The following is a 20,429-nucleotide window of genomic DNA, read 5'->3' as shown; positions in this document are numbered from 1 at the left end:
CTGCTTAAATGAAACCAATTATTTATCCGCTCACGCCCACTGGCACCTGCAGAGGGGTCTTCCGGCGAATGTATAAGTAAAGGCTGCCGACGAGAACCAAGTTAATCAGGCCTGCAGCCGCAGCATTCGCGTATGAGATTATATAGTTACCATACCAGTCAAAGAACAGCCCTGCCTGATATCCGCCAAACCCCATGCCAAACCAAGCGAGTAAATGCATAAACCCATTGGCCGTTCCCCGCATGTGAATGGGGGTTAGTTCTCGAATGGAAACCACCAGTCCGGTCATCACACCCGCCATAAAAAACCCAAAGAAAACGGCAAGGGCGTAAAATCCAGCTATCCCTTCCATTTGGGTAAACCAGAAGACAAATACAGTTTGTCCCAACGACGCCAGTCCATAGGCGCGAATACCGCCAATGTGGTCCGACATTTTCCCAAACGAAAGTCGGCCGAAAAATCCAGACACATAGATTATTAGGATCACGCCGGCAGCCTGTTCTGCGCCGAGCCCGGCATCCTGGGCAATTGCAACAGCATGGACCATCGCCGTTCCCATACAGGTACAACAAAACATAGACGCAACGCCGACCCAGCCGATGGCTAACTTGGGCCGAACCGGATAAGCTTTTTCTATGTCCGCTACATTTGCCTTCCGCGAAGCTGCCTTGGCCTCTGCCAATCCCGGCGGATTGCGAACCAATAAGGCAAGCGGTAACAAAACCACCCAACACGTAATCCCAAGAATAAAGTAGGCATCGCGCCACCCGGTTGACGATATCAGCAATCCAGCAATGAACGGTATGCCGCCTTGGCCCAAGGCCCGACCAGCGGTTGCAATCCCCAAGGCCAAGCCCTTATTGCGATTGAACCAGTTTCCCACATTGGCGATAAGGGGTGCATCGAAGGCAGCAATTCCAAACCCGCCCAAGATGCAGTAATACAAATAAAATTGCCATAGGGCGGTCTGGGTCGACAATAAGACCAACGACCCACCAACAGCGATAACACCAACAATAATCACGGGGCGGGTAGAGTATCGATCCGATAGCCACCCCATACCGATCCCACTAAAGCCCAAAACAATTGCGCCCGCCATGTAGGCGAACGATGCCTCACCCCGAAGCCATCCAAATTCAGCAATGACCGGCTTTAAAAAGGTCGAAATTGAAATAAGGGCACCTGCGCCCATGCCCATAATCGCAGAGGCTACGATGGTCATGAACCACGCATATCGCGATTCTAATTGGGGTTCTTCGGTACTTTCCATACGCGTCTATAGTCGATGCACATACTCAAAGAAATGGATTTCATTATATTATAGAGCATTAATATTCCCATGATGGTCGGTTTAGGGGAAGAACGAAATTCCCACCTGAGCCAAACGAACGCCCACATTTTTGACCGTTCGCGCCAACCAATGGCGGTGTCACTGCTTTTGAACTGTTACTTGATCGGGCCAAGTTGTATAGTCGAGTAAGTGGGGCTTTATATAAGAGACGGCTCCTCGGGGGATTTCTCATGGGGACACCTCAATCCGGAATATTTATGGAGGGAACTCGCTTCCTCCATGCGTTGGAGTTTAAAGCCGACAAGGGAAAAGACTTAGGCGAAATTACGTCTGCTCTCAGAGTCGCCTTGGAAACGACAGCGGCTGTACCCGTTGAGACGGTCCTTGCCTTTGGTGGAACGCTCTGGAAAGACTTGGCCCCGGCACACGGCCCAACAGAAATTCCCCACTTCGATACGATTGGCAATCCCAACGGCGCCCATGCAATCGGCACCCAACACGATGTATTGGTTTGGCTGGCGGGCGATAGCCATGACGATGTATTGGATGTGGCCCTTACCGTGAACGCATCTCTGGCAACCAGCCTGAGTCTTAGCCTTGATCAACCGGGATTTGTCTACCGGGATTCGCGTGATCTAACCGGATTTATCGATGGCACCGCCAACCCCAAGGAAGACAAGCGACTGGAAGCGGCCTTAGTTCCTGATGGGCAACCGGGTGCCGGAGGGGCGTTCGTGCTGAGCCAAAAATGGGTCCATAGCCTGGCCGCCTTCAATGGACTAACCCAAAAAGAACAAGAACGCGTAATTGGACGCACAAAACCCGATAGCATTGAACTTCAAGGAGATGCGATGCCTGCCGATTCTCACGTCAGCCGAACCGATGTGAAGCAGGATGGTGTGGCCTTAAAAATTTATCGAAGAAGTTTCCCCTTTGGTGGCGCAAGCGAACATGGGCTCTATTTTCTCGCATTTTCCTCCGACCCGCAGCACTTTGATATCATGCTTCGGCGCATGTACGGCATCTCTGAAGACAAACTCCATGACCGACTGACGGAATTTTCCGAAGCAATCACCAGTTCATACTGGTTCGCGCCCTCGTCTGAAGACCTGAAAATAGTCCTAACATAATATTATTTTAATTTCCTTCGACGGAATTCTATCTCTCATCCGTTCAATCTCCAGTACCGCGTTACATGCGGAACATTTTGGATTAGGAGATCCCCCCATGAAAAAGACCCCCCTTTTACTTCTCGCTGCAGCTGCCTTGTTAACAACAACTGCAGTCATTGCCGCACCCGATGGTCCTGGCTACCGTCAAAACCGCGGCGAACATCGCTTTAATCAAATGGATGCCAACTCAGACGGCGCTGTTTCCAAACAGGAATATCTTGCCGGCCGGACGGCCCGGTTTAAAGAAGCCGACGCCAACGGTGACGGGAAATTGACGCAAGCCGAACTCGAAGCTGCCATTATTAAACGTATCACCGAACGGGTGAAAGATCGCATGAAAGATCGTTTCGCGCGCTTGGATACGGATAACGATGGCACAATTTCGGAAGAGGAAATGAAGGCCCGCGCCGAGCATCGGTTCGGAAAAAGGGACCGCGACCGCGACCATCAAATAACTCCCGGCGAAATGCGTCATAGAGGGCACAAGGGCGGGCACGGCGGTGACCATCATAGAGGTGGCCATCACAACGGTGGCAATAAAGTCGACAAAAGCTAGTTAAACCGGACATGCCCCCCGATGAGGCGTACACTGACTAATCATGTCCGACCGAAAACTCTTAGATGCCGAGTTGATGAAACAGGTAGCGGCAGGCGATCAATCCGCCTGCCGCAGCCTCGTCGAACAACATTTGCGTGGTTTGGTGGGTTTATCGTATCGGATGCTGAGCGATATGGCGGCTGCCGAAGACGTTGCGCAAGAAACTTTCCTGCGATTATGGCGAACAGCCAATCGGTGGAAGCCCGAGGCCCGGATCAGTACTTGGCTCTATCATGTCGCCCACAATCTAGCAATCGACGAGATCAGGAGACGGGGCCACATGAGCGACCAAGAAGCGCCAGACACGCCAGATCCGTCAGCAAATCAATATGCGGCGCAACACCAAACTCAAGTCGCAGATCAGGTGGAAGCCGCCTTGGTGCAATTGCCGGTTCGCCAACGCACCGCAATCACCTTGGTCCACCATCAGGAGTTAAGTAATATTGAGGCAGCCGAGATTATGGAGATCAGCGTCGATGCCTTGGAAAGTCTACTGGCAAGGGGCCGGCGTAAATTGAAAGAACTTTTAATCGACCGGAGACGAGACCTGGTTGGAGAAATGGAATGAGCAACGGCAACAAAGATATCACCAAAAGTAAAAATATTCGGCGCGTGCGCGAACTTTTGAATACCTACGGCGCAGATCGAAACCGTTGGCCCGAAGGTGCCGCCGATGGTGATTTGGCACCGCGCGAACACCTGGACGAGGCCCGCGCATTGTACCAAGATGCCTTGGCGCTCGACGCACTTTTAGACCAAGCCCCGTTGCCGGAACCATCGCCTGAACTCAAGGCCGATATTCTCGCCGGCACATCACCCAACCCCTGGCAGCAATGGCTCACCCTGTTGTGGCCGTTTGGCCCGGTGTGGAAGCCCGCTTCAGGCTTGGCGATGGCGATGGTCCTGGGGCTTTATATCGGCACCTTGGCACCGGAGACGAATGATGTTTTGACCGCCGAACTCGACACCTTGATCGCCGGTCCGGCCTACAACCTGGAGGGACAATAAGCCATGCGAACGTCGCGCAAGCTTTCGATCGTTTTAGCAATCTCACTGGCCCTCAACCTCTTTCTAGGTGGTACCTTTGTTTCTCACTGGATGTTTGGCGACACGTGGAAAAGAGATGGATTTAGGGGGCCTTTGCACCACACCGCCGCGCGTGAAAAATTAGGCTCAGAGCACCAAGGTATGGTCGATAATATCTGGCAGCAACATCGCCCGATGATCCGTGAAAATGTCGGTGCCATGCGCGATGCCCGGCGCGTCGTTCGCAATACCCTGATTGCTGATCCGTTCGACCGCAAGGCCCTAGATAAAGCCTATGCAGACCTTCACCAACGCCTGCTTGAGGCCCGCTCATCCATGGCCAAGTCGATAGGCGATGTTGCCGAAAAACTTCCAGCAATTGAGCGCCAAGCCTATTTCAAAGAAGGTTTTAGGCGTTTTAGGCACGGTCGTCATATGAGGGGACGCAGCGAGCGTTAGTTGTCTTCTTCGATCCGTTCCATATCTGCGTCACTAAGCCCAAAGTGATGACCGATCTCGTGAATGAGAACGTGGCGAATGATGTGTCCTAGGTCCTCACCCGACGCACACCAATATTCCAACAACGCCCGGCGATAGAGAAATATCATATCGACCCCCGGCGCTGGATCGGAAATGCTTTTGTTGCCAATCGCAACCCCATGATAAAGCCCTAAAAGGTCAAACGGGGTTTCCAAACCCATCGTATCCATGGTTTCATCATCGGGAAAATCGGCAATGCGAATCACCACCCCTTCCACGTGACGGCGCAGTTCATTTGGAATTCGGTCGAGCTGCCACTGGGCAATGGTTTCGATTTGTTCCAAGCTTGGCGGGGAAATGCTAGCATCCGACATGACGACATATTAACCGGAGACGGGACCTGAGAAAACATGGTTGAGAAAATAAACGAAGAAGACCGTAAAGACCTGCTGGATGAATTAGATGGTTGGTCCGATGTTGACGGACGCGACGCCATTTTTAAATCTTTCAAATTCGAAAATTTTCGCGATGCCTTTGGCTTCATGACCCGGGTGGCCATGGTGGCTGATGATATGAACCACCATCCGGAATGGTCTAATGTCTATAACCAAGTGGATGTCACCCTCACCACCCACGACGCCGATGGCGTGAGCCTAAAGGATGTGGAACTTGCCATGTTTATGGATGAGACGGGATGACCGAGCTTATTTGGCAACCCTCTCAAGACCGCATCGATAACGCAAACATCACGACTTTGATCACGGCGATTAACAGGACCTGGGGCGCGGACCTTGCTGATTATGCGGACCTTCATCGGTTTTCCATCGATGAGATGGAGAAATTCTGGGCGTCGTTTTGGGATTTCTCCGGCGTAATTTCTAAAACCAAGGGCGAACGCGTTCTTCTCAACAGAGACAAAATGCCGGGCGCTGAATGGTTCCCGGACGCGCGGCTGAATTATGCCGAAAATCTATTACGTCGCCGGGATGACAATGACGCCTTGGTGTTTTGGGGTGAAGATCGGGTAAAACGTCGGCTTTCCGGCAACGATCTCTATAATGAAGTTTCCCGTGTTAAACAGGCGCTGGAAGCGGCTGGTGTCACATCAGGGGACCGGGTTGTCGGCTACCTGCCCAACATGCCAGAAGCCATTATCGCAATGCTGGCTGCCGTCAGCCTCGGCGCAATTTGGTCGTCCTGTTCGCCGGACTTTGGCATTCAGGGCGTGCTCGACCGCTTCGGTCAAATCGAACCCAAAGTGATCTTCGCCGTCGATGGATATTTTTATAACGGCAAAGAACACGACTGCCTGGAGAAATTAGCGACGATCCTGGAAGGGCTGCCAACGGTGGAAAAAACCGTGGTGGTGGAATACCGAAACTCCGATCCTGACATTACGCCAATTAAGAACAGCGTCAGCTGGAATGATTTTTCTGAGAAGTTTCAACCCGCCGACATTACCTTCCTTCAACTGCCCTTCAACCATCCACTGTTCATTATGTATTCATCCGGCACCACGGGTGCGCCCAAGTGTATTGTCCACGGCCATGGCGGATCGCTGCTACAATTGACCAAGGAACATCTGCTGCAAGCCAACGTAAAAAAGGGCGACCGCTACGCCTATTTTACCACCTGCGGCTGGATGATGTGGAACTGGCTGACGGCGGTTCTGGCGTGCGAGGCGACAGTGCTGCTGTATGACGGATCGCCGTTTTACCCAGATGGGAACAGGTTGTTTGATTTTACCGACGCCGAAGAAATTACCCATTTTGGTACATCGGCGAAGTTCATCGATGCGGTAAACAAAGCAGGGCTAAAACCCAAATCCACCCACAAACTGACCACGTTGAAAGCAATTCTTTCGACCGGGTCTCCCCTGGTCGCCGAAAGTTTTGATTTCGTCTACACCCATATCAAACAAGACCTGCACTTGGCGTCTGTATCCGGTGGCACTGACATCATGGGGTGTTTCGTATCCGGCAACACGACGGCGCCTGTTTGGCGAGGTGAAATTCAGGGACCAAGCCTCGGCATGGCCACAGATGTATTCGATACCGATGGCAACCACATGCCCCAGGGTAAAGGAGACTTGGTCTGCACGGCCCCGTTCCCATCGTTGCCGGTGGAATTCTGGAATGATGCGGATGGATCAATCTATCGAGGCGCCTATTTTGAGCGCTTCCCCAACATTTGGCACCACGGCGATTATGCGGAATGGACTGAACATGGCGGCATGACCATCTACGGACGATCCGACGCCACCCTGAACCCCGGCGGTGTGCGCATCGGCACCGCAGAAATCTATCGTCAGGTTGAACTTCTGGATGAGGTCGTTGAAGGAATCGTTGTCGGCCAGGAGTGGGACGATGATACCAGAATAGTTCTGTTCGTCGTGTTGCGACCTGAGCGTAAATTGGACGACGCGCTGATCGACAAAATCAAAAAACAAATTCGCGCCAACTGCACCCCCCGCCATGTGCCGCGCAAAGTCGTCCAGGTTGCCGACATCCCCAGGACCCGTAGTGGCAAGATCACGGAACTCGCTGTCCGCGATATCATCCACGGTCGCGCCATAACGAACCGCGAAGCCCTGGCGAACCCGGAGGCCTTGGACCTCTATAAAGACCTGGAAGAACTTCAAGATTAATCTATAAAGGCGCCCATGCGAGGATATTTTGGCATTGGCGTTGAACGCATTTCAAAGACCATGAACGTGGGCAGCCTGTTCCGCTCGGCCCATGCGTTCGGCGCGGACTTCATGTTTACGGTCGCCGCGAACTACGACCGTGCCGAAGGCAGTAAGTCTGATACCTCCGACGCGCCGGGCCATGTGCCGTTTTATGCGTTCCCAGATACGGCTTCATTGGTGCTGCCAGAAAAGTGCTCGTTGGTTGGGGTTGAGCTTTTGGACGATGCGGTTGATCTGCCAAGTTTCCGCCATCCCCAGCGCGCCGCCTACATTTTGGGGCCTGAGCGCGACTCCCTATCGCCGGAATTGGTCGAACGCTGTGACCTGACGATCAAAATTCCGACAAAATTCTGCGTCAATGTTGGAATCGCAGGAGCAATAGTTATGTATGACCGGATTATGAGCCTCGGCCGCTACCCCAACCGACCCGTCACACCCGGCGGGCCGATTGAGCCTTTGGCAGAACACGTGCACGGCGACCCGGTCATTCGCAATCCGATGAACAAGTTTAAGGCCCCCCCACCAACCAACATGGCGCCGCTTGATGAGGTTGAGAATTGAAATTTTTAGGATCCCTATTTCTAGTTTTAACCGTGTTATTGGCGACGCCCGCCGACGCCAAGTTCATGGACAACCACGGCAGTTGGAGTGCGTTTAAGGCAGGCAAAGTCTGCTACATCGCGACCGAGCCAAAGAAATCCGTCGGCAAATACAAAAAACGCGGCACAGTGGCGTTGGTTGTGACCCATGGCCCTGGCAAAAAAGAAATCGGCGTGGTGAGCGTACAGGCGGGCTATACCTATAAAAAAGGCAGCAGCGCGGTAATCACAATCGGTAAGACCAACATTAAGATGTTCACCGATGCCGATACCGCCTGGGCCGCCAAGCCCAAGACCGACAAGGTCTTGGTCGCTGCAATGAAGGCTGGCGCAGAATTGGCCGTTCGGGGTCAATCCAGCCGCGGCACGAAGACGACCGACCTCTATTCGTTAAAAGGTTTTACCGCCGCCTACAAAGCCATCAGTAAGGCGTGTAAGGTAAAGGGATGACGGACCAAGCCCTCAAAAACCTGATCGGCCTTAACCGGGACGAATTGATCGCCGAGATCGTCGCCATTGGTGAAAAACCGTTTCGGGCCAATCAGTTGTGGCATTGGATGTATCATCGGGGCGAAACTGACTTCTCCGAAATGACGACCTTGTCCAAAGAGTTTCGAAAGACTCTCGCCGAGCATTTTGTTGTCCGTCGACCCGGCGTGAGCAAAGAACTCACATCCAAGGATAGTTCGCGGAAATGGTTGTTGGAATTTACCGATGGTAACGCAGCAGAGACCGTCTTTATCCCTGAAGAAGATCGCGGCGCACTGTGTGTGTCGTCGCAGGTCGGCTGCACCTTGACCTGTTCGTTCTGCCATACTGGCACCCAGCGCATGGTACGGAATTTAACGCCAGGGGAGATTGTCGGCCAGGTCATGCTGGCCCGGGACAGTTATTCAGAATGGCCGAGTGGGTCCGATGATCGATTGCTTAAAAACATCGTGATGATGGGCATGGGCGAGCCGTTGCTGAATTACGACAACGTCGCCAAGGCATTAAAGATTGTCATGGATAATGAAGGCATCGCGATTTCGAAGCGCCGGATTACGCTGTCCACCTCGGGCGTGGTACCAAAAATTCGCCAATGCGGGGCGGAACTAGGCGTGAATCTAGCGATCAGTCTGCACGCGGTAAAAGATGAACTCCGCGATGTGCTGGTACCGATCAACAGGAAGCACCCGATTAAGGAACTGCTGCAAGCGTGCCGTGAATATCCGGGGTCCAGCAATGCCCGGCGCATTACCTTTGAATACGTGATGCTGAAAGGCGTGAATGATTCCCTTGCCGATGCGCGTGAACTGGTGCGGCTGATGAAGGACATGCCGGCGAAGTTTAATCTGATCCCGTTTAATCCGTGGCCGGGGTCGATTTATGAATGTTCTGAGCGCAAAACCATGGCGCGGTTTGCAGACTTCATCAATGATGCGGGGTTTTCCGCCCCTATTCGCGCGCCCCGAGGTCGCGACATCATGGCCGCGTGCGGGCAACTTCGTACCGACAGCATCCGCGAACGCCGGGTTTCTGAGGCAGTTTAAATCCCTATCTTGAAGTTTTGATCTTTATCGGTGTTTTCACATCGGGGGGTATACGGTATACGTGGCCCAACTGAATCTAGTTTAACAAAGGGGACGATCATGCGGATCATCTTTCACGGCCAGCAAGCTTTCGGCAAATCAGTTTTGGAGGCGCTTCTTGATCGCGGCGAAGATATCGTCGCGGTATTCTGCGCGCCGGATAAAGAAGGCGGAAGGCCCGATCCCCTAAAAGAATTCGCCCTGGAGAAGGGTCTGCCCTTGCACCAGCCCGCGTCCTATAAGAATAAGGAAGCGGAAGAACTGGTCGCATCGTACAATTCTGACCTTTGTGTCATGGCATTTGTCACCCTTTTTGTGCCCGAAGAAGTTCTCTACATCCCGACCCATGGCACAATTCAGTATCACCCGTCCTTGCTGCCCATGCACCGGGGGCCGAGTTCCATCAACTGGCCGATCATCCAAGGCTCAACCAAGACCGGCCTCAGCATCTTCTGGCCAGACAACGGCTTGGACGAAGGTCCGATCCTAATGCAAAAAGAATGTGAGATCACACCGGATGATACCTTAGGTACAGTCTATTTCGATAAGCTGTTCCCGATGGGCGTCGAGGCCATGTTGGAAAGTGTTGATTTGGTCAAAGCGGGCAATGCGCCCAAGGATGTCCAAGACCTATCCAAAGGCTCTTATGAAAGCTGGGCTAAGGCTTCTATCGCCGAAGTCGATTGGTCTAAACCAGCCGCCGAAGTTCATAACCTTATTCGGGGAACAGATCCTGCGCCGGGTGCCTGGACGATGAATGAGGGCAAAAAACTGGGGCTGTTTGATTGCAGGCGCGTTGATGATGCGGCGGGTGACGCGGGCACGGTTATCGCGGTTGATGACGACGGCATTACCATTGCAGCCGGTGACGGCGGCGGTGTGCGGCTCGGACGTGTTCGGCCTGAAGGTGAAGGCAAGATTGCCGGGAAGGACGCCGGAATCGCGGTTGGGACGAAGCTGGGCGCGTAATGGGTACATCTGTCAAAAAAGTCGTTCTGGCCTATTCCGGCGGACTGGATACGTCCGTCATTCTGCGCTGGCTGGAAGATACCTACGGCTGCGAGATTGTTACCTTTACGGCGGATATTGGCCAAGGTGAAGAACTCGACCCAGCACGGGAAAAGGCCGAAGCCTTTGGCGTGAAAGAAATTTTCATCGAAGACCTGCGCGAGGAGTTTGTGCGGGATTACGTCTTCCCGATGTTTCGCGCCAACACGATTTATGAAGGCACCTATCTGCTGGGCACCTCCATCGCCCGGCCCCTGATCGCCAAACGCCAAATTGAAATCGCTGAGGAAGTCGGCGCGGATGCGGTTTCGCATGGCGCGACCGGAAAAGGCAATGACCAGGTTCGATTTGAACTTGGGTACTATGCGTGCAAACCAGACATTAAAATTATCGCCCCGTGGCGGGAATGGGATTTAAATTCTCGCACCAAGCTCATTCAATACGCGGAGTCTCGGCAAGTCCCTGTGCCGACCAATAAGCGAGGCGAGGCGGACTATTCCATGGATGCGAACCTGCTGCACATTTCCTATGAAGGACGCGTGTTGGAGGATCCATGGGTGGAACCTGATGAGGCCATGTTCCGCTGGACCGTGTCGCCCGAGTCTGCCCCTGATAAACCAACTTATATGGAAATCGATTTTGTTGCGGGGGACCCTGTAGCAATTGATGGAGAGAAGCTATCTCCCGCTAACTTATTGGAACGGTTAAATAAAATTGCGGGGGCCAACGGTGTCGGCCGCAAGGATATTGTCGAAAATCGGTATGTCGGCATGAAAGCCCGGGGTGTATATGAAACCCCCGGTGGGACGGTTCTATTGGAAGCACACCGCGCCATTGAATCGATCACCCTAGACCGCGGTGCCGCCCACACCAAAGACACGCTAATGCCCCAGTATGCTGAGCTAATTTACAACGGCTATTGGTTCTCACCCGAGCGCAAAATGCTACAAGCCGCCATTGACCAAACACAGGAACGGGTCACCGGCACCGTGCGTCTAAAACTCTATAAAGGTAACGTCATCGTTGTTGGTCGAAAATCACCCCATAGCCTTTATGATGAGGACTTGGTGACGTTTGAAGAAGACGACGTTTATGACCAGCACGACGCCGAAGGGTTTATTAAACTCAGCGCGCTCCGGCTTCGCATGGAAAAGCTTTCCAGGGATAAGTCGTAACGTCTCACTGAATTGTATTTGGGAGGCGGGCGTTAGGATTTATTTAGAGCATTGGCCAAGCGCTCTCTCAGTTCCGGCACCACGTCGGCTTCAAACCAGGGGTTTTTGCGAAGCCAAGCGGTTGTGCGCCAACTGGGGTGAGGTGTTGGGACGATGCCCGGTAAGTAATTCCGCCAATTTCGGACAGTTTCGGTCATCGTCTTGGCTGCAGTTTTCTTGAGATAATATTTTTGGGCGTAACTGCCGATCAGGAGTGTTAGCTCTAACTTCGGCAATGCCTCCAACAACGGTCCGTGCCAAAGTGGAGCACATTCTGGGCGCGGGGGGTTATCGCCGCCGTTCGATGCCCGACCTGGATAGCAGAATGCCATTGGGATGATGGCCAGTCGATCTGTTGAATAAAACGTATCGCGGTCCATACCCAGCCAATCACGGAGACGGTCGCCCGACGCATCATTCCATGGCACCCCAGAATTGTGGACCTTGGTTCCCGGTGCCTGCCCGATCATCACAACCCGGGCCTTGGCAGATGCCCGGAGTACGGGCCGGGGTCCCAGCGGCAAATGCTGATCACATTCCCGACAGTCGCGAACCTGGGCAAGGAGGTCACTGATAGCCATTCGTGATCACCATCCATCTGCAAGGATTTTTTCGACATACGCTGGCACCACCTTGGTCGCGGGACCGTATATCGCTTCAGCGAACATAGTCGCTCCCTCTGAGGGTTCAAGATTGAGTTCCAAGGTGTGTGCGCTACCGGCACCTCGGACGTGCTGAACGAAGCCTGCGGCGGGGTAGACGTTGCCTGATGTGCCGATAGAGATAAAAAGGCCGCATTTGCCAAGGGCTGCATAGATACGATCCATTTCCATTGGCATTTCGCCGAACCAGACGACGTTTGGGCGCAGTGTTCCAACGGCCTCACAAGCAACGCAAGCCTGATCGGATTTGATATCCTCGGCCCAATGAACGATATCACCGCAGCCCTCACACCTGATCTTCAAAAGCTCACCGTGCATGTGCAAAAGGTTTTCTGTGCCGGCAGTTTCGTGAAGATTATCAACGTTCTGGGTCACCACCAGCACGTCGCCGGGCCAATCACGCTCTAGTCGCACCAAAGCGTCATGGGCGGCATTCGGGCGGATATTATCGGAGTTAAGATTAGCCCGTCGGGTGTTGTAAAATTCTTGAACTCGCGCCGGGTCGCGTTTGAAAGCATCCGGAGTAGCGACATCTTCGATGCGCACCGTTGCCCAAAGGCCGTCCGCATCACGGAACGTCTTTAGGCCGGATTCCTTTGAAATTCCGGCCCCGGTGGAAACGACGATGCTGGGGTGGGTATTTGCGTCCATTGTCTTCTTGCTGCCCTTTTGTTTCTGCTGGATAATCCAAGCCTTAGGTGTTCTTGCTCGATAATTCCAACCTTAGGGAATACCAGGAGCGGGTCATGGTCAAAGTTCTTTTCGTCTGTCTTGGCAATATTTGTCGATCGCCAACGGCAGAGGGAGTCTTTCGGACCCTTGTCGAACGCGAAGGCTTGGCCAATAAAATTAGTATCGATTCAGCGGGGACCGGCAGTTGGCATGTGGGCGAGGCCCCCGACCGCCGCGCCACGGCGGCGGCTCGAATGCGCGGTGTCGACTTGAGCGAACAGCGCGCCCGCAAGGTACAGATTTCCGATTTTCAGAATTTTGATTACGTGCTGGCCATGGACGCAGACAATTACGCGAGCCTTTCCGGCTCTTGCCCCCCAGGAAAAGAAGATCGGTTGCGCTTATTCTTGGACTTTGCTCCCAACGCTGGACGAAACGACGTCCCTGATCCGTACTATGGCGGTGGGGGTGGATTTGATTTGGTGCTGGACTTGGTTGAAGAGGCATCTCAGGGGCTGCTGGCGGACATTAGAGAACATCATTTTTAGGGACTTATGGTCGTGAAAGCGTCGATCATTCAACGCATATCCGCAGCTGCCGACGATCTCCCGACGAAATTTTCACCCTTGGAGGGTGGATGCATCGGCGATGTCTTCCGGGTCGACCTCAAGCACGGCGGAGCCATCGTTGCTAAAGTGGGTGAACTTGGTGGTGGATTGGCCATCGAAGGCATGATGCTCGATTATTTGGCGCGGAACAGCCGACTGCCCGTACCCCAAGTCCTCTATGCCATGGACGATTTATTGGTCATGAGCCACATAGATGGCGGCGATGCATTAAACCCTCAATCTCAAAGGCATGCAGCAGAGCTTCTGGCAAACCTGCATGGATTGACCGCAGATCAATTCGGTTTTCCGATGGATACACTGATTGGCGGGTTGGTTCAGCCCAACCTCTGGACCGATCATTGGTGCGAATTCTTCCGCGATCAGCGACTCTTGTATATGGCGCGGCAGGCCTTAGACGCGGGTCGGTTACCTCGGCGATTGATGAGACGTATAGAGTCATTGGCAGAAAAGTTAGAGACTTGGATTGACGACGCCGCACAACCCTCTTTACTTCACGGCGACCTGTGGACGGGCAACGTGCTGTGTAAGGGCAACCAAATTGCCGGGTTCGTTGATCCGGCCGTTTATTATGGTGATGCGGAAATTGAGCTCGCGTTTAGCACTCTGTTCGGAACGTTTGGTGAGCCATTTTGACAGGTATACCGAAATTCGACCCCTTCAACCCGGATTCTTCGAGGAACGTCGGGATATCTATAACCTCTATCCCCTTCTGGTTCACGTCCGTCTATTTGGCGGAACGTATGTAGGCTCCGTCGAAAAAACACTTAGCAAGTTTGGGAGTTAACGGGGAGCCAACTCGTAGTCTGCCAGGACCTCATAGTGCGCCCCTTCATGGCCCAAATGGCTACGGAAGAGGGTAAAATTTTCGACTGAAAAAGGGCTGCTTACAAAGCCGAGATTGCTCTCGAAAAAGGGGGCTATTTTGTCGGCTCGGGTTTTTTTAAACCGTGCCAATGTAATGTGCGGGGTAAACTTTCTCTCCTCAGGCCCATAGCCCAGGCGCGAGATTGTAGACTCGACGCTTGCCTGTAACGGGTCCAATTCTTGTGGCTTCTCGACACCGGCCCAAACCGAGCGCACGCCCTTCGAACCCCCGAAACAATCAACGCCGGCAAGAGAAAGATTAAAGGGCGGGCACGAAATATCGGCCAAGGCATCGTTTAAATCTTCGACATCTTCGCCATTCACATCGCCAACGAAACGAAGGGTAATGTGCATATTTTCAGGCTTCACCCATCTGGCACCAGCGATTCCAGAACAGAGAGCCTGCAGCCGAAGCCTAATGTCAGAGGGTAGAGCAAGGCCCACGAACAGGCGCATTTTTAACTCCCCAAAATATTTATAACGATATCGTTATGTTTCGCTACAGAAACAACGTTAAAACGCCGGTATAACTATACAAACGAGCATTTGAAAACTCGCCCCCCGCATAGAATCCGATCAAAGGAACGTCACCCAGGCACTCCCGGATCAAAGCCATTTCCCGGCCTTCTTCGCCAAACATATTGGCGCTCCGTGCGATACATGAACAATACACACCGCCACGGGCCGTACCGGACAGTCGGTTTTTAATAATTTCTACTGTGTTTACAAGGTCTTCCTGGGCTGTATCGGGGTCTCTCCGGACAAACATGACCCGGTCGCCGGTTTGAATGTTTCCACCAACTGCGAGCCAACCCCGGGTGGGGTCGATTCCAACCAAATCCCGCACCATGTAATCGCCTGTGTCCGACCCTTCGATGGGAATTGCGGCATGCACGTAACCTGCGACCCGGTTAAGGTCCCGCGATAACAGCTCTCCAATGTCATTTTTGAAGACATCGAGCGCTTTTTCTCCATCCAATCCGATGATGACGTTATCGATTGAGTCGGAAACGAGATGACTTTCCCCGACCGGCACGCACCCCTGGCTGAGGCCGGTTGATACCTGAACTTCGGGTGCGAATAAAATTCCTGAAATTCCGCCACTGGTGACTTCATCTGCTACTTGGCGTGATTTGTCGCGGGTCGATGTTAACCCGCCGACCAAAAAACTGCTGCTGGTTTCCGCTAGATTTTGCACAAGTAGCGGGGACTTGGCGTTGCTGGGATCTGCATGAACGATCCCAAGTGTCGGGTTGCGTTGCCCCATCCAAGTCGTTATTTCGCCAGAGATATTTTCAAGCGTGTCCGTGATGGTTGGGAGCACCCTAAACTGATCTTCCGGCAAAGTTGTCAGCATGGCGGCAGCCGCCGGGCGATTAAAAACTTCCTTCGCATCGACGCAGATGCCCATGGCGGCGGCACCGACCCAATGGGGAACACCCGTGGTCTGGCGTAAATATGTGAGGATGCTGGATAAGTCCCCTATTAAGGGTTCAGTGACATACAAAAACCCAAGCGACGCATCTTCTAATCCAGTATCCAGCAATTGGTCGGCGCAACTTTTTGCAACGCCCGTCCAGTCTTCGGCCTCTGCAAATGCTGTTTTGAACTGGGACATAAAAATTGTCTCCTGCGAGCGTCTAATCGGGCAAAGACTAATATTGCTAGAGTACCGCTACTGAGTAGGAAAGTCAGCCTCGTTAACCAAAAAATTAACGGACGCTCCTTGCCTGGGATACAAGCCTTTGAATGAAGGGGAGAATGTTCGTAACGATGACGCCTACCCCTTCTGCATTTGGATGAATGCCATCTGCTTGGTTTAAATTTTCGTACGTCGCAACGCCATCCAAGAAAAATGGGTAGAGTGCAATTTCGTATTTGGCTGCGATGCGTCCGAAGATAGCGCTGAATTCTTGCCCATAATCGGCCCCCAAATTCGGTGGCGCACGCATTCCCACCAATAGAACAGCGAGTCCTTTGCGTTTTAATGCCGAAACAATGGCGTCTAAATTAGCCGCTGTAGCTTTAGGATTAAGCCCTCTAAGTCCATCATTGGCCCCCAGTTCAATCACCACGGCATGAGGCTTAGACGCGAGTGACCATTCTAACCGAGCGCGCCCCCCTGCCGATGTATCGCCGGAAACCCCGGCGTTTAGGATGCGGACTGACGTACCGCCTTTTTTTAAGGCCTGTTCCAGTTGGGCCGGAAAACTATCCGGCTCAGCCAAGCCGTATCCGGCTGTTAGGCTATCACCCAGGACAAGAATACGAATTTCCGGTTCCGCGCTTACTGGCAATGTGCACAATAGGACTACCAAAGCAGGTGCGGCGTTGACAAGCCGTGATTTGAAGACATATCGAAAGAACAATACGATTCTTATTAAACGGTGCATCATCTATGCCTATGGACCAACAGCGACCGGACGCAGACCTTAATACAGCCGTTCGCTTAAACAGTGTTCACCTTAAGCTGGCAAGCCAAGCGGGTGAGGTCAACATACTAAGGGGAATTGATCTCTCCATCGGGTCTGGAGAAACGGTCGGCGTTGTCGGACCCTCCGGTTCAGGCAAGACAAGCCTGTTGATGGTCATCGCTGGCTTGGAACAAGCGACGTCTGGGAGTGTTCATGCGGCGGGGACCGAAGTCTCTGCCCTTGACGAAGATGAATTGGCGCTGTTCCGGCGCGACAACGTCGGCATCGTCTTTCAGAACTTTCATCTGATTCCGACCATGACAGCACTTGAAAATGTGGCCATCCCCTTAGAATTTGCCGGTAAGCCTGACGCTTTTGATCGGGCAGAGGCGCATTTAAATTCCGTAGGCCTCGACCATCGACTGACCCATTATCCCGGTCAACTTTCCGGTGGCGAACAACAAAGGGTTGCCTTGGCCCGGGCATGCGCAACTGAGCCGTCGATTTTGCTGGCTGATGAGCCGACGGGAAATCTGGACCAGGATACCGGGCGAAAGATTATGGATCTTTTGTTCGAACTTCATGATCGCTTGGGAACCACCCTCATTCTCGTCACTCACGAAGTCGCCCTGGCAGATCAATGTACGCGGGTCTTGCACCTCGCCGATGGACTTATCGTTCAGGATCAAAAATGAACGGCGCGGGTCTCGCACTTCGGCTTGCCCTACGTGAACTTCGCGCTGAACTCCGGGGCGGTCTCACAGGATTTCGCATATTTCTCGCCTGTTTGGCCTTGGGTGTGGCGGCCATTGCCGGCGTCGGCACCCTGAGCGAGGCCTTTGTTGGTGGTCTGAAGGATGATTCAAGAAATCTTTTGGGAGGCGACGTCGATCTTCGCCTGCTCCATCGGACAGCGTCCGCGGAACAATTAGATTATTTAAAGCTCCAGTCGAAAAAGTTTTCATCCGCCGTTCGCATGCGGGCAATGGCCTCTAAGCCTGACACACCAGAGGAACGCGCACTCGTGGAATTAAAGGCGGTGGACGGCGTTTACCCCTTGGTTGGGAGCATGGTTTTACGGCCTGCCCAACCGCTTGCTGAATTAATGAGAACGAAAAACGGCGTGGCGGGGGCTGTGGCCGATGGCAACCTCCTCTCCAAACTAGGTCTCAAGACAGGAGATACGGTCAAAGTTGGCGACGCAATGTACCAAATTAGGGGCGTTATCCTGAAAGAACCTGATCGCGCGGCGTCCGTCTTCAATTTAGGCCCTCGGCTAATGATAGACCAGAGCACCCTGAAACAAACCGGCTTGGTGCGACCCGGCAGCCAAATTCGCTACCATTACAGGGTAACACTCGAGAATCCCAAAACCGGCAAAAGTTGGGTCGAGGCCCTGACGAAAGCCTTCCCATCTGCGGGCTGGCGCATTCGGGGAGTGGACGAAGCGGCCCCAGGCATCCGCCGGTTTATCGAACGAATGACTTTGTTTTTTTCCTTCGTCGGCCTGACGTCCTTGCTGGTGGGGGGAATTGGAATTGCCAATGCGGTCAGCAGTTACCTGGAAAGTCGAACCGATAGCATTGCGACGTTCAAATGCCTGGGCGCGCCTGGAAATTTGGTTTTTAAAATTTATATGCTGCAGATCCTTATGCTCGGTGCCTTTGGGACGGTACTTGGCTTGAGCCTGGGGATTGGCCTACCCGCCGTTACGCTCGGCATCTTGGCGGAGATGCTGCCGGTCATTCCACGTGCCGGCGTATATCTAGGCCCAATTTGGATCGCCGCAGCGTTTGGAATGGCGACGACCCTGACCTTTGCCCTACTGCCGCTGGCCCGAGCACGAGAAATCCCAGCACAGCACCTGTTTCGCCGCCAGGTGAACGCTATTTCCGGATGGCCGCAAAAGCGTTATCGAGTTGCGTTATTAATCTCCGTCATCGGCTTGGCCGTGTTAACCCTGCTCACTACCTCCGACCGTTATTTCGCGGCGTGGTTCATTGGGTGCGCGATTGCGACACTGGCGGTCCTACGATTGAGCGCCGTTGGCGTTATGGCAGCGGCGCGGCGGGTTAAAAATCCGCCGGGTGCCGTGGGACGGTTGGTCTTAGCAAACCTGCACCGGCCCGGTGCCGCAACGCCCAGCATATTTTTGTCCCTAGGTTTGGGCCTCACTGTCCTGGTCGCCATTGCCTTGATTGAGGGCAACCTCAGCCGCCAAGTCAACGAGCGCCTTCCGGAACAAGCGCCCGCATTCTTTTTCATCGATATTCAACCGCAACAAGTTCAAGCCTTCGACCAAGCCGTAAAGTCGGTCCCCGGCACCAGCGGATTTAGGCGGGTTCCGAGTCTTCGAGGGCGGATTGTTCGTATCGCTGGAAAGCCCGTTAAGGAAGTGAAGATTGCACCTGAAACCGCTTGGGCTGTGCGTGGTGACCGGGCTTTGACTTATGCCGCACTGCAGCCCAAGGACACTAAGGTTGTGGATGGCAAATGGTGGCCGGAAAACTACCGAGGGGAGCCGTTAATTTCCTTCGATGCTGGCTTGGCCCGAGGATTTGGCATCGGTGTCGGCGATACTTTGACCCTGAACATTCTGGGCCGGGAGGTCACCGCCAAGATTGGCAGCTTACGCGAAATTGATTGGCGGTCACTGCGGTTTGATTTTGCTATCATCTTTGCGCCGGGAACCTTGGAAGGCGCACCTCATACGCATATCGCGGCGATTGAGGTCCCCCGCAGCGGCGAAAACGCGGTCGAGAGAGCACTTTCAAAAAACTTTACCAATGTTTCCGCCATTCGGGTTCGTGAAGCCTTGCAAGCCGCTGCAACAATTTTAGCTGGAATTGGAACTGCCATCCGAGGGGCGGCAAGCATTGCAATTCTGGCCGGAGCCCTGGTCCTAGCCGGAGCCGTCGCTGCAGGCCACCGGCGGCGGATTTATGATGCGGTTGTGTTCAAGGTCTTGGGCGCCACCCGCAACAACGTCATGAAAGCCTATCTGCTGGAATATGGTATTCTAGGCCTAGCCACCGGGATTATTGCCGCCGCCGTTGGGTCGGTGACCGCCTGGGCTGTGGTCGTGCATTTAATGCATTCAGATTGGACGTATCTGCCGGAGGTAGCTGGGCTCACCGTGCTGCTGTGTATGGTGGTAACCCTGGCTCTCGGGTTCACGGGCACCTGGCGGGCTTTGGGCCAACACGCGGCTCCCCACCTCAGAAATGAGTAGATGGGTTATTTTTGCAGAGGTATTGAAATTCACACCAATCATGCCATATTAGGTGCTGGATTCTATATTTTCGGACAAGGGGTTAAGAACTATGGCTATGGGACCTAACAATCAATTTGAGCTGCGTACGGGGCGCATGACGTCGGCCCAGGCTGACGCGGCACCAATCGATGCTGGCCTGCGGAAGTATATGCTGCAGGTCTATAACTACATGGCATCCGGCGTGCTGCTGACGGGCATTGTCGCCGGTGCTGTTGCATCATCCCCAGCTGCGATCGAGATGATTTTCGGCTCTGGTCTGAGCTTGG

23 protein-coding genes and 1 pseudogene are annotated in these 20,429 nt (G+C 53.5%); 17 read left to right on the top strand and 7 right to left on the bottom strand.

Annotated elements, in window-relative coordinates:
• Positions 1-22: 22 nt before the first annotated feature.
• Positions 23-1,222 carry an MFS transporter gene (locus HOM51_20105; protein MBT5036822.1) on the bottom strand — a complete coding sequence of 400 codons (1,200 nt, stop codon included), beginning with the start codon at positions 1,220-1,222 and terminating at the stop codon, positions 23-25.
• Between the two features lie 299 nt (positions 1,223-1,521).
• On the opposite strand from HOM51_20105, the gene HOM51_20100 reads away from it, so the two are divergent.
• The 5 genes from HOM51_20100 to HOM51_20080 all read left to right on the top strand — a co-directional run bounded on the left by HOM51_20100 (position 1,522) and on the right by HOM51_20080 (position 4,546).
• A complete protein-coding gene (locus HOM51_20100; GenBank protein MBT5036821.1) occupies positions 1,522-2,421 on the top strand; it encodes a Dyp-type peroxidase in 900 nt (299 codons plus the stop codon).
• Positions 2,422-2,518: 97 nt separating this feature from the next.
• Complete coding sequence (locus HOM51_20095; GenBank protein ID MBT5036820.1) at positions 2,519-3,019, top strand: EF-hand domain-containing protein; 501 nt, start codon at positions 2,519-2,521, stop codon at positions 3,017-3,019.
• A 43-nt stretch (positions 3,020-3,062) separates the two neighbouring features.
• Positions 3,063-3,629: an RNA polymerase sigma factor gene (locus tag HOM51_20090; protein ID MBT5036819.1), complete on the top strand. Its 567-nt coding sequence runs from the start codon at positions 3,063-3,065 to the stop codon at positions 3,627-3,629.
• A complete protein-coding gene (locus tag HOM51_20085; GenBank protein MBT5036818.1) occupies positions 3,626-4,069 on the top strand; it encodes a hypothetical protein in 444 nt (147 codons plus the stop codon). The genes HOM51_20090 and HOM51_20085 overlap by 4 nt, the downstream gene beginning before the upstream one ends.
• A gap of 3 nt (positions 4,070-4,072) precedes the next feature.
• Positions 4,073-4,546 (top strand): periplasmic heavy metal sensor, encoded by a 474-nt coding sequence (locus HOM51_20080; protein MBT5036817.1) that lies wholly within the window; start codon positions 4,073-4,075, stop codon positions 4,544-4,546.
• Here the strand turns inward: HOM51_20080 and HOM51_20075 are convergent.
• A complete protein-coding gene (locus HOM51_20075) occupies positions 4,543-4,941 on the bottom strand; it encodes an acetylglutamate kinase (protein MBT5036816.1) in 399 nt (132 codons plus the stop codon). The genes HOM51_20080 and HOM51_20075 overlap by 4 nt on opposite strands.
• A 36-nt stretch (positions 4,942-4,977) precedes the next feature.
• Between HOM51_20075 and HOM51_20070 the strand changes: the two genes are divergently transcribed.
• The 7 genes from HOM51_20070 (at position 4,978) to HOM51_20040 (ending at position 11,609) form a co-directional block, all read left to right on the top strand.
• Complete coding sequence (locus tag HOM51_20070; GenBank protein ID MBT5036815.1) at positions 4,978-5,265, top strand: 4a-hydroxytetrahydrobiopterin dehydratase; 288 nt, start codon at positions 4,978-4,980, stop codon at positions 5,263-5,265.
• Positions 5,262-7,214, top strand: coding sequence for an acetoacetate--CoA ligase (locus HOM51_20065; protein MBT5036814.1), 1,953 nt, complete (start codon positions 5,262-5,264; stop codon positions 7,212-7,214). Before HOM51_20070 ends, HOM51_20065 begins: the two co-directional genes overlap by 4 nt.
• 3 nt (positions 7,215-7,217) lie before the next feature.
• Positions 7,218-7,817 carry an RNA methyltransferase gene (locus HOM51_20060; protein ID MBT5036813.1) on the top strand — a complete coding sequence of 200 codons (600 nt, stop codon included), beginning with the start codon at positions 7,218-7,220 and terminating at the stop codon, positions 7,815-7,817.
• The gene (locus HOM51_20055; protein MBT5036812.1) at positions 7,814-8,305 is read left to right on the top strand and encodes a hypothetical protein; all 492 of its coding nucleotides are present in this window, start codon (positions 7,814-7,816) and stop codon (positions 8,303-8,305) included. The genes HOM51_20060 and HOM51_20055 overlap by 4 nt, the downstream gene beginning before the upstream one ends.
• Positions 8,302-9,387, top strand: coding sequence for a 23S rRNA (adenine(2503)-C(2))-methyltransferase RlmN (gene rlmN, locus HOM51_20050; GenBank protein MBT5036811.1), 1,086 nt, complete (start codon positions 8,302-8,304; stop codon positions 9,385-9,387). The genes HOM51_20055 and rlmN overlap by 4 nt, the downstream gene beginning before the upstream one ends.
• A gap of 99 nt (positions 9,388-9,486) precedes the next feature.
• The gene (locus tag HOM51_20045) at positions 9,487-10,395 is read left to right on the top strand and encodes a methionyl-tRNA formyltransferase (protein MBT5036810.1); all 909 of its coding nucleotides are present in this window, start codon (positions 9,487-9,489) and stop codon (positions 10,393-10,395) included.
• A complete protein-coding gene (locus HOM51_20040) occupies positions 10,395-11,609 on the top strand; it encodes an argininosuccinate synthase (protein MBT5036809.1) in 1,215 nt (404 codons plus the stop codon). The genes HOM51_20045 and HOM51_20040 overlap by 1 nt, the downstream gene beginning before the upstream one ends.
• 32 nt (positions 11,610-11,641) lie before the next feature.
• Here the strand turns inward: HOM51_20040 and HOM51_20035 are convergent, their stop codons facing one another.
• Together HOM51_20035 and cobB are read right to left on the bottom strand one after the other, a co-directional pair.
• Positions 11,642-12,229 carry a uracil-DNA glycosylase family protein gene (locus HOM51_20035; GenBank protein ID MBT5036808.1) on the bottom strand — a complete coding sequence of 196 codons (588 nt, stop codon included), beginning with the start codon at positions 12,227-12,229 and terminating at the stop codon, positions 11,642-11,644.
• A gap of 6 nt (positions 12,230-12,235) precedes the next feature.
• Positions 12,236-12,961 carry an NAD-dependent protein deacylase gene (gene cobB, locus HOM51_20030; GenBank protein ID MBT5036807.1) on the bottom strand — a complete coding sequence of 242 codons (726 nt, stop codon included), beginning with the start codon at positions 12,959-12,961 and terminating at the stop codon, positions 12,236-12,238.
• 95 nt (positions 12,962-13,056) lie between these two features.
• Between cobB and HOM51_20025 the strand changes: the two genes are divergently transcribed.
• Together HOM51_20025 and HOM51_20020 are read left to right on the top strand one after the other, a co-directional pair.
• Positions 13,057-13,530, top strand: a complete 474-nt coding sequence (locus tag HOM51_20025; protein MBT5036806.1) for a low molecular weight phosphotyrosine protein phosphatase — start codon at positions 13,057-13,059, stop codon at positions 13,528-13,530.
• 6 nt (positions 13,531-13,536) lie between these two features.
• A pseudogene (locus HOM51_20020) lies at positions 13,537-14,395 on the top strand (phosphotransferase).
• Here the strand turns inward: HOM51_20020 and thpR are convergent.
• The 3 genes from thpR to HOM51_20005 all read right to left on the bottom strand — a co-directional run bounded on the left by thpR (position 14,392) and on the right by HOM51_20005 (position 16,868).
• The gene (gene thpR / locus HOM51_20015; protein MBT5036805.1) at positions 14,392-14,931 is read right to left on the bottom strand and encodes an RNA 2',3'-cyclic phosphodiesterase; all 540 of its coding nucleotides are present in this window, start codon (positions 14,929-14,931) and stop codon (positions 14,392-14,394) included. The pseudogene HOM51_20020 and the gene thpR overlap by 4 nt on opposite strands.
• Positions 14,932-14,974: 43 nt before the next feature.
• The gene (locus HOM51_20010; GenBank protein ID MBT5036804.1) at positions 14,975-16,093 is read right to left on the bottom strand and encodes a histidine kinase; all 1,119 of its coding nucleotides are present in this window, start codon (positions 16,091-16,093) and stop codon (positions 14,975-14,977) included.
• A gap of 94 nt (positions 16,094-16,187) precedes the next feature.
• On the bottom strand, positions 16,188-16,868 hold the full coding sequence (locus HOM51_20005; protein ID MBT5036803.1) for an arylesterase: 681 nt from the start codon (positions 16,866-16,868) through the stop codon (positions 16,188-16,190).
• Between the two features lie 11 nt (positions 16,869-16,879).
• Between HOM51_20005 and HOM51_20000 the strand changes: the two genes are divergently transcribed.
• The 3 genes from HOM51_20000 to HOM51_19990 form a co-directional block, all read left to right on the top strand.
• Positions 16,880-17,584 carry an ABC transporter ATP-binding protein gene (locus HOM51_20000; protein ID MBT5036802.1) on the top strand — a complete coding sequence of 235 codons (705 nt, stop codon included), beginning with the start codon at positions 16,880-16,882 and terminating at the stop codon, positions 17,582-17,584.
• Positions 17,581-20,121 (top strand): ABC transporter permease, encoded by a 2,541-nt coding sequence (locus HOM51_19995; protein MBT5036801.1) that lies wholly within the window; start codon positions 17,581-17,583, stop codon positions 20,119-20,121. The genes HOM51_20000 and HOM51_19995 overlap by 4 nt, the downstream gene beginning before the upstream one ends.
• Positions 20,122-20,257: 136 nt before the next feature.
• Positions 20,258-20,429 (top strand): BAX inhibitor (BI)-1/YccA family protein (locus tag HOM51_19990; protein MBT5036800.1); only part of this gene is annotated, 172 nt, incomplete at its 3' end.

Source organism: Rhodospirillaceae bacterium (assembly GCA_018660465.1).
Classification (GTDB): domain Bacteria; phylum Pseudomonadota; class Alphaproteobacteria; order Rhodospirillales; family JABJKH01; genus JABJKH01.
This window is presented reverse-complemented; position numbering and strand designations above follow the sequence as displayed.

What these genes read in the sequence shown, in the direction of transcription:
- HOM51_20105 (MBT5036822.1), bottom strand. Translation starts at nt 1,222, where the DNA reads ATGACCATCGTAGCCTCTGCGATTATGGGCATGGGCGCAGGTGCCCTT.
- HOM51_20100 (MBT5036821.1), top strand. Translation starts at nt 1,522, where the DNA reads ATGGGGACACCTCAATCCGGAATATTTATGGAGGGAACTCGCTTCCTC.
- HOM51_20095 (MBT5036820.1), top strand. Translation starts at nt 2,519, where the DNA reads ATGAAAAAGACCCCCCTTTTACTTCTCGCTGCAGCTGCCTTGTTAACA.
- HOM51_20090 (MBT5036819.1), top strand. Translation starts at nt 3,063, where the DNA reads ATGTCCGACCGAAAACTCTTAGATGCCGAGTTGATGAAACAGGTAGCG.
- HOM51_20085 (MBT5036818.1), top strand. Translation starts at nt 3,626, where the DNA reads ATGAGCAACGGCAACAAAGATATCACCAAAAGTAAAAATATTCGGCGC.
- HOM51_20080 (MBT5036817.1), top strand. Translation starts at nt 4,073, where the DNA reads ATGCGAACGTCGCGCAAGCTTTCGATCGTTTTAGCAATCTCACTGGCC.
- HOM51_20075 (MBT5036816.1), bottom strand. Translation starts at nt 4,941, where the DNA reads ATGTCGGATGCTAGCATTTCCCCGCCAAGCTTGGAACAAATCGAAACC.
- HOM51_20070 (MBT5036815.1), top strand. Translation starts at nt 4,978, where the DNA reads ATGGTTGAGAAAATAAACGAAGAAGACCGTAAAGACCTGCTGGATGAA.
- HOM51_20065 (MBT5036814.1), top strand. Translation starts at nt 5,262, where the DNA reads ATGACCGAGCTTATTTGGCAACCCTCTCAAGACCGCATCGATAACGCA.
- rlmN (MBT5036811.1), top strand. Translation starts at nt 8,302, where the DNA reads ATGACGGACCAAGCCCTCAAAAACCTGATCGGCCTTAACCGGGACGAA.
- HOM51_20045 (MBT5036810.1), top strand. Translation starts at nt 9,487, where the DNA reads ATGCGGATCATCTTTCACGGCCAGCAAGCTTTCGGCAAATCAGTTTTG.
- HOM51_20040 (MBT5036809.1), top strand. Translation starts at nt 10,395, where the DNA reads ATGGGTACATCTGTCAAAAAAGTCGTTCTGGCCTATTCCGGCGGACTG.
- HOM51_20035 (MBT5036808.1), bottom strand. Translation starts at nt 12,229, where the DNA reads ATGGCTATCAGTGACCTCCTTGCCCAGGTTCGCGACTGTCGGGAATGT.
- cobB (MBT5036807.1), bottom strand. Translation starts at nt 12,961, where the DNA reads ATGGACGCAAATACCCACCCCAGCATCGTCGTTTCCACCGGGGCCGGA.
- HOM51_20025 (MBT5036806.1), top strand. Translation starts at nt 13,057, where the DNA reads ATGGTCAAAGTTCTTTTCGTCTGTCTTGGCAATATTTGTCGATCGCCA.
- thpR (MBT5036805.1), bottom strand. Translation starts at nt 14,931, where the DNA reads ATGCGCCTGTTCGTGGGCCTTGCTCTACCCTCTGACATTAGGCTTCGG.
- HOM51_20010 (MBT5036804.1), bottom strand. Translation starts at nt 16,093, where the DNA reads ATGTCCCAGTTCAAAACAGCATTTGCAGAGGCCGAAGACTGGACGGGC.
- HOM51_20005 (MBT5036803.1), bottom strand. Translation starts at nt 16,868, where the DNA reads ATGCACCGTTTAATAAGAATCGTATTGTTCTTTCGATATGTCTTCAAA.
- HOM51_20000 (MBT5036802.1), top strand. Translation starts at nt 16,880, where the DNA reads ATGGACCAACAGCGACCGGACGCAGACCTTAATACAGCCGTTCGCTTA.
- HOM51_19995 (MBT5036801.1), top strand. Translation starts at nt 17,581, where the DNA reads ATGAACGGCGCGGGTCTCGCACTTCGGCTTGCCCTACGTGAACTTCGC.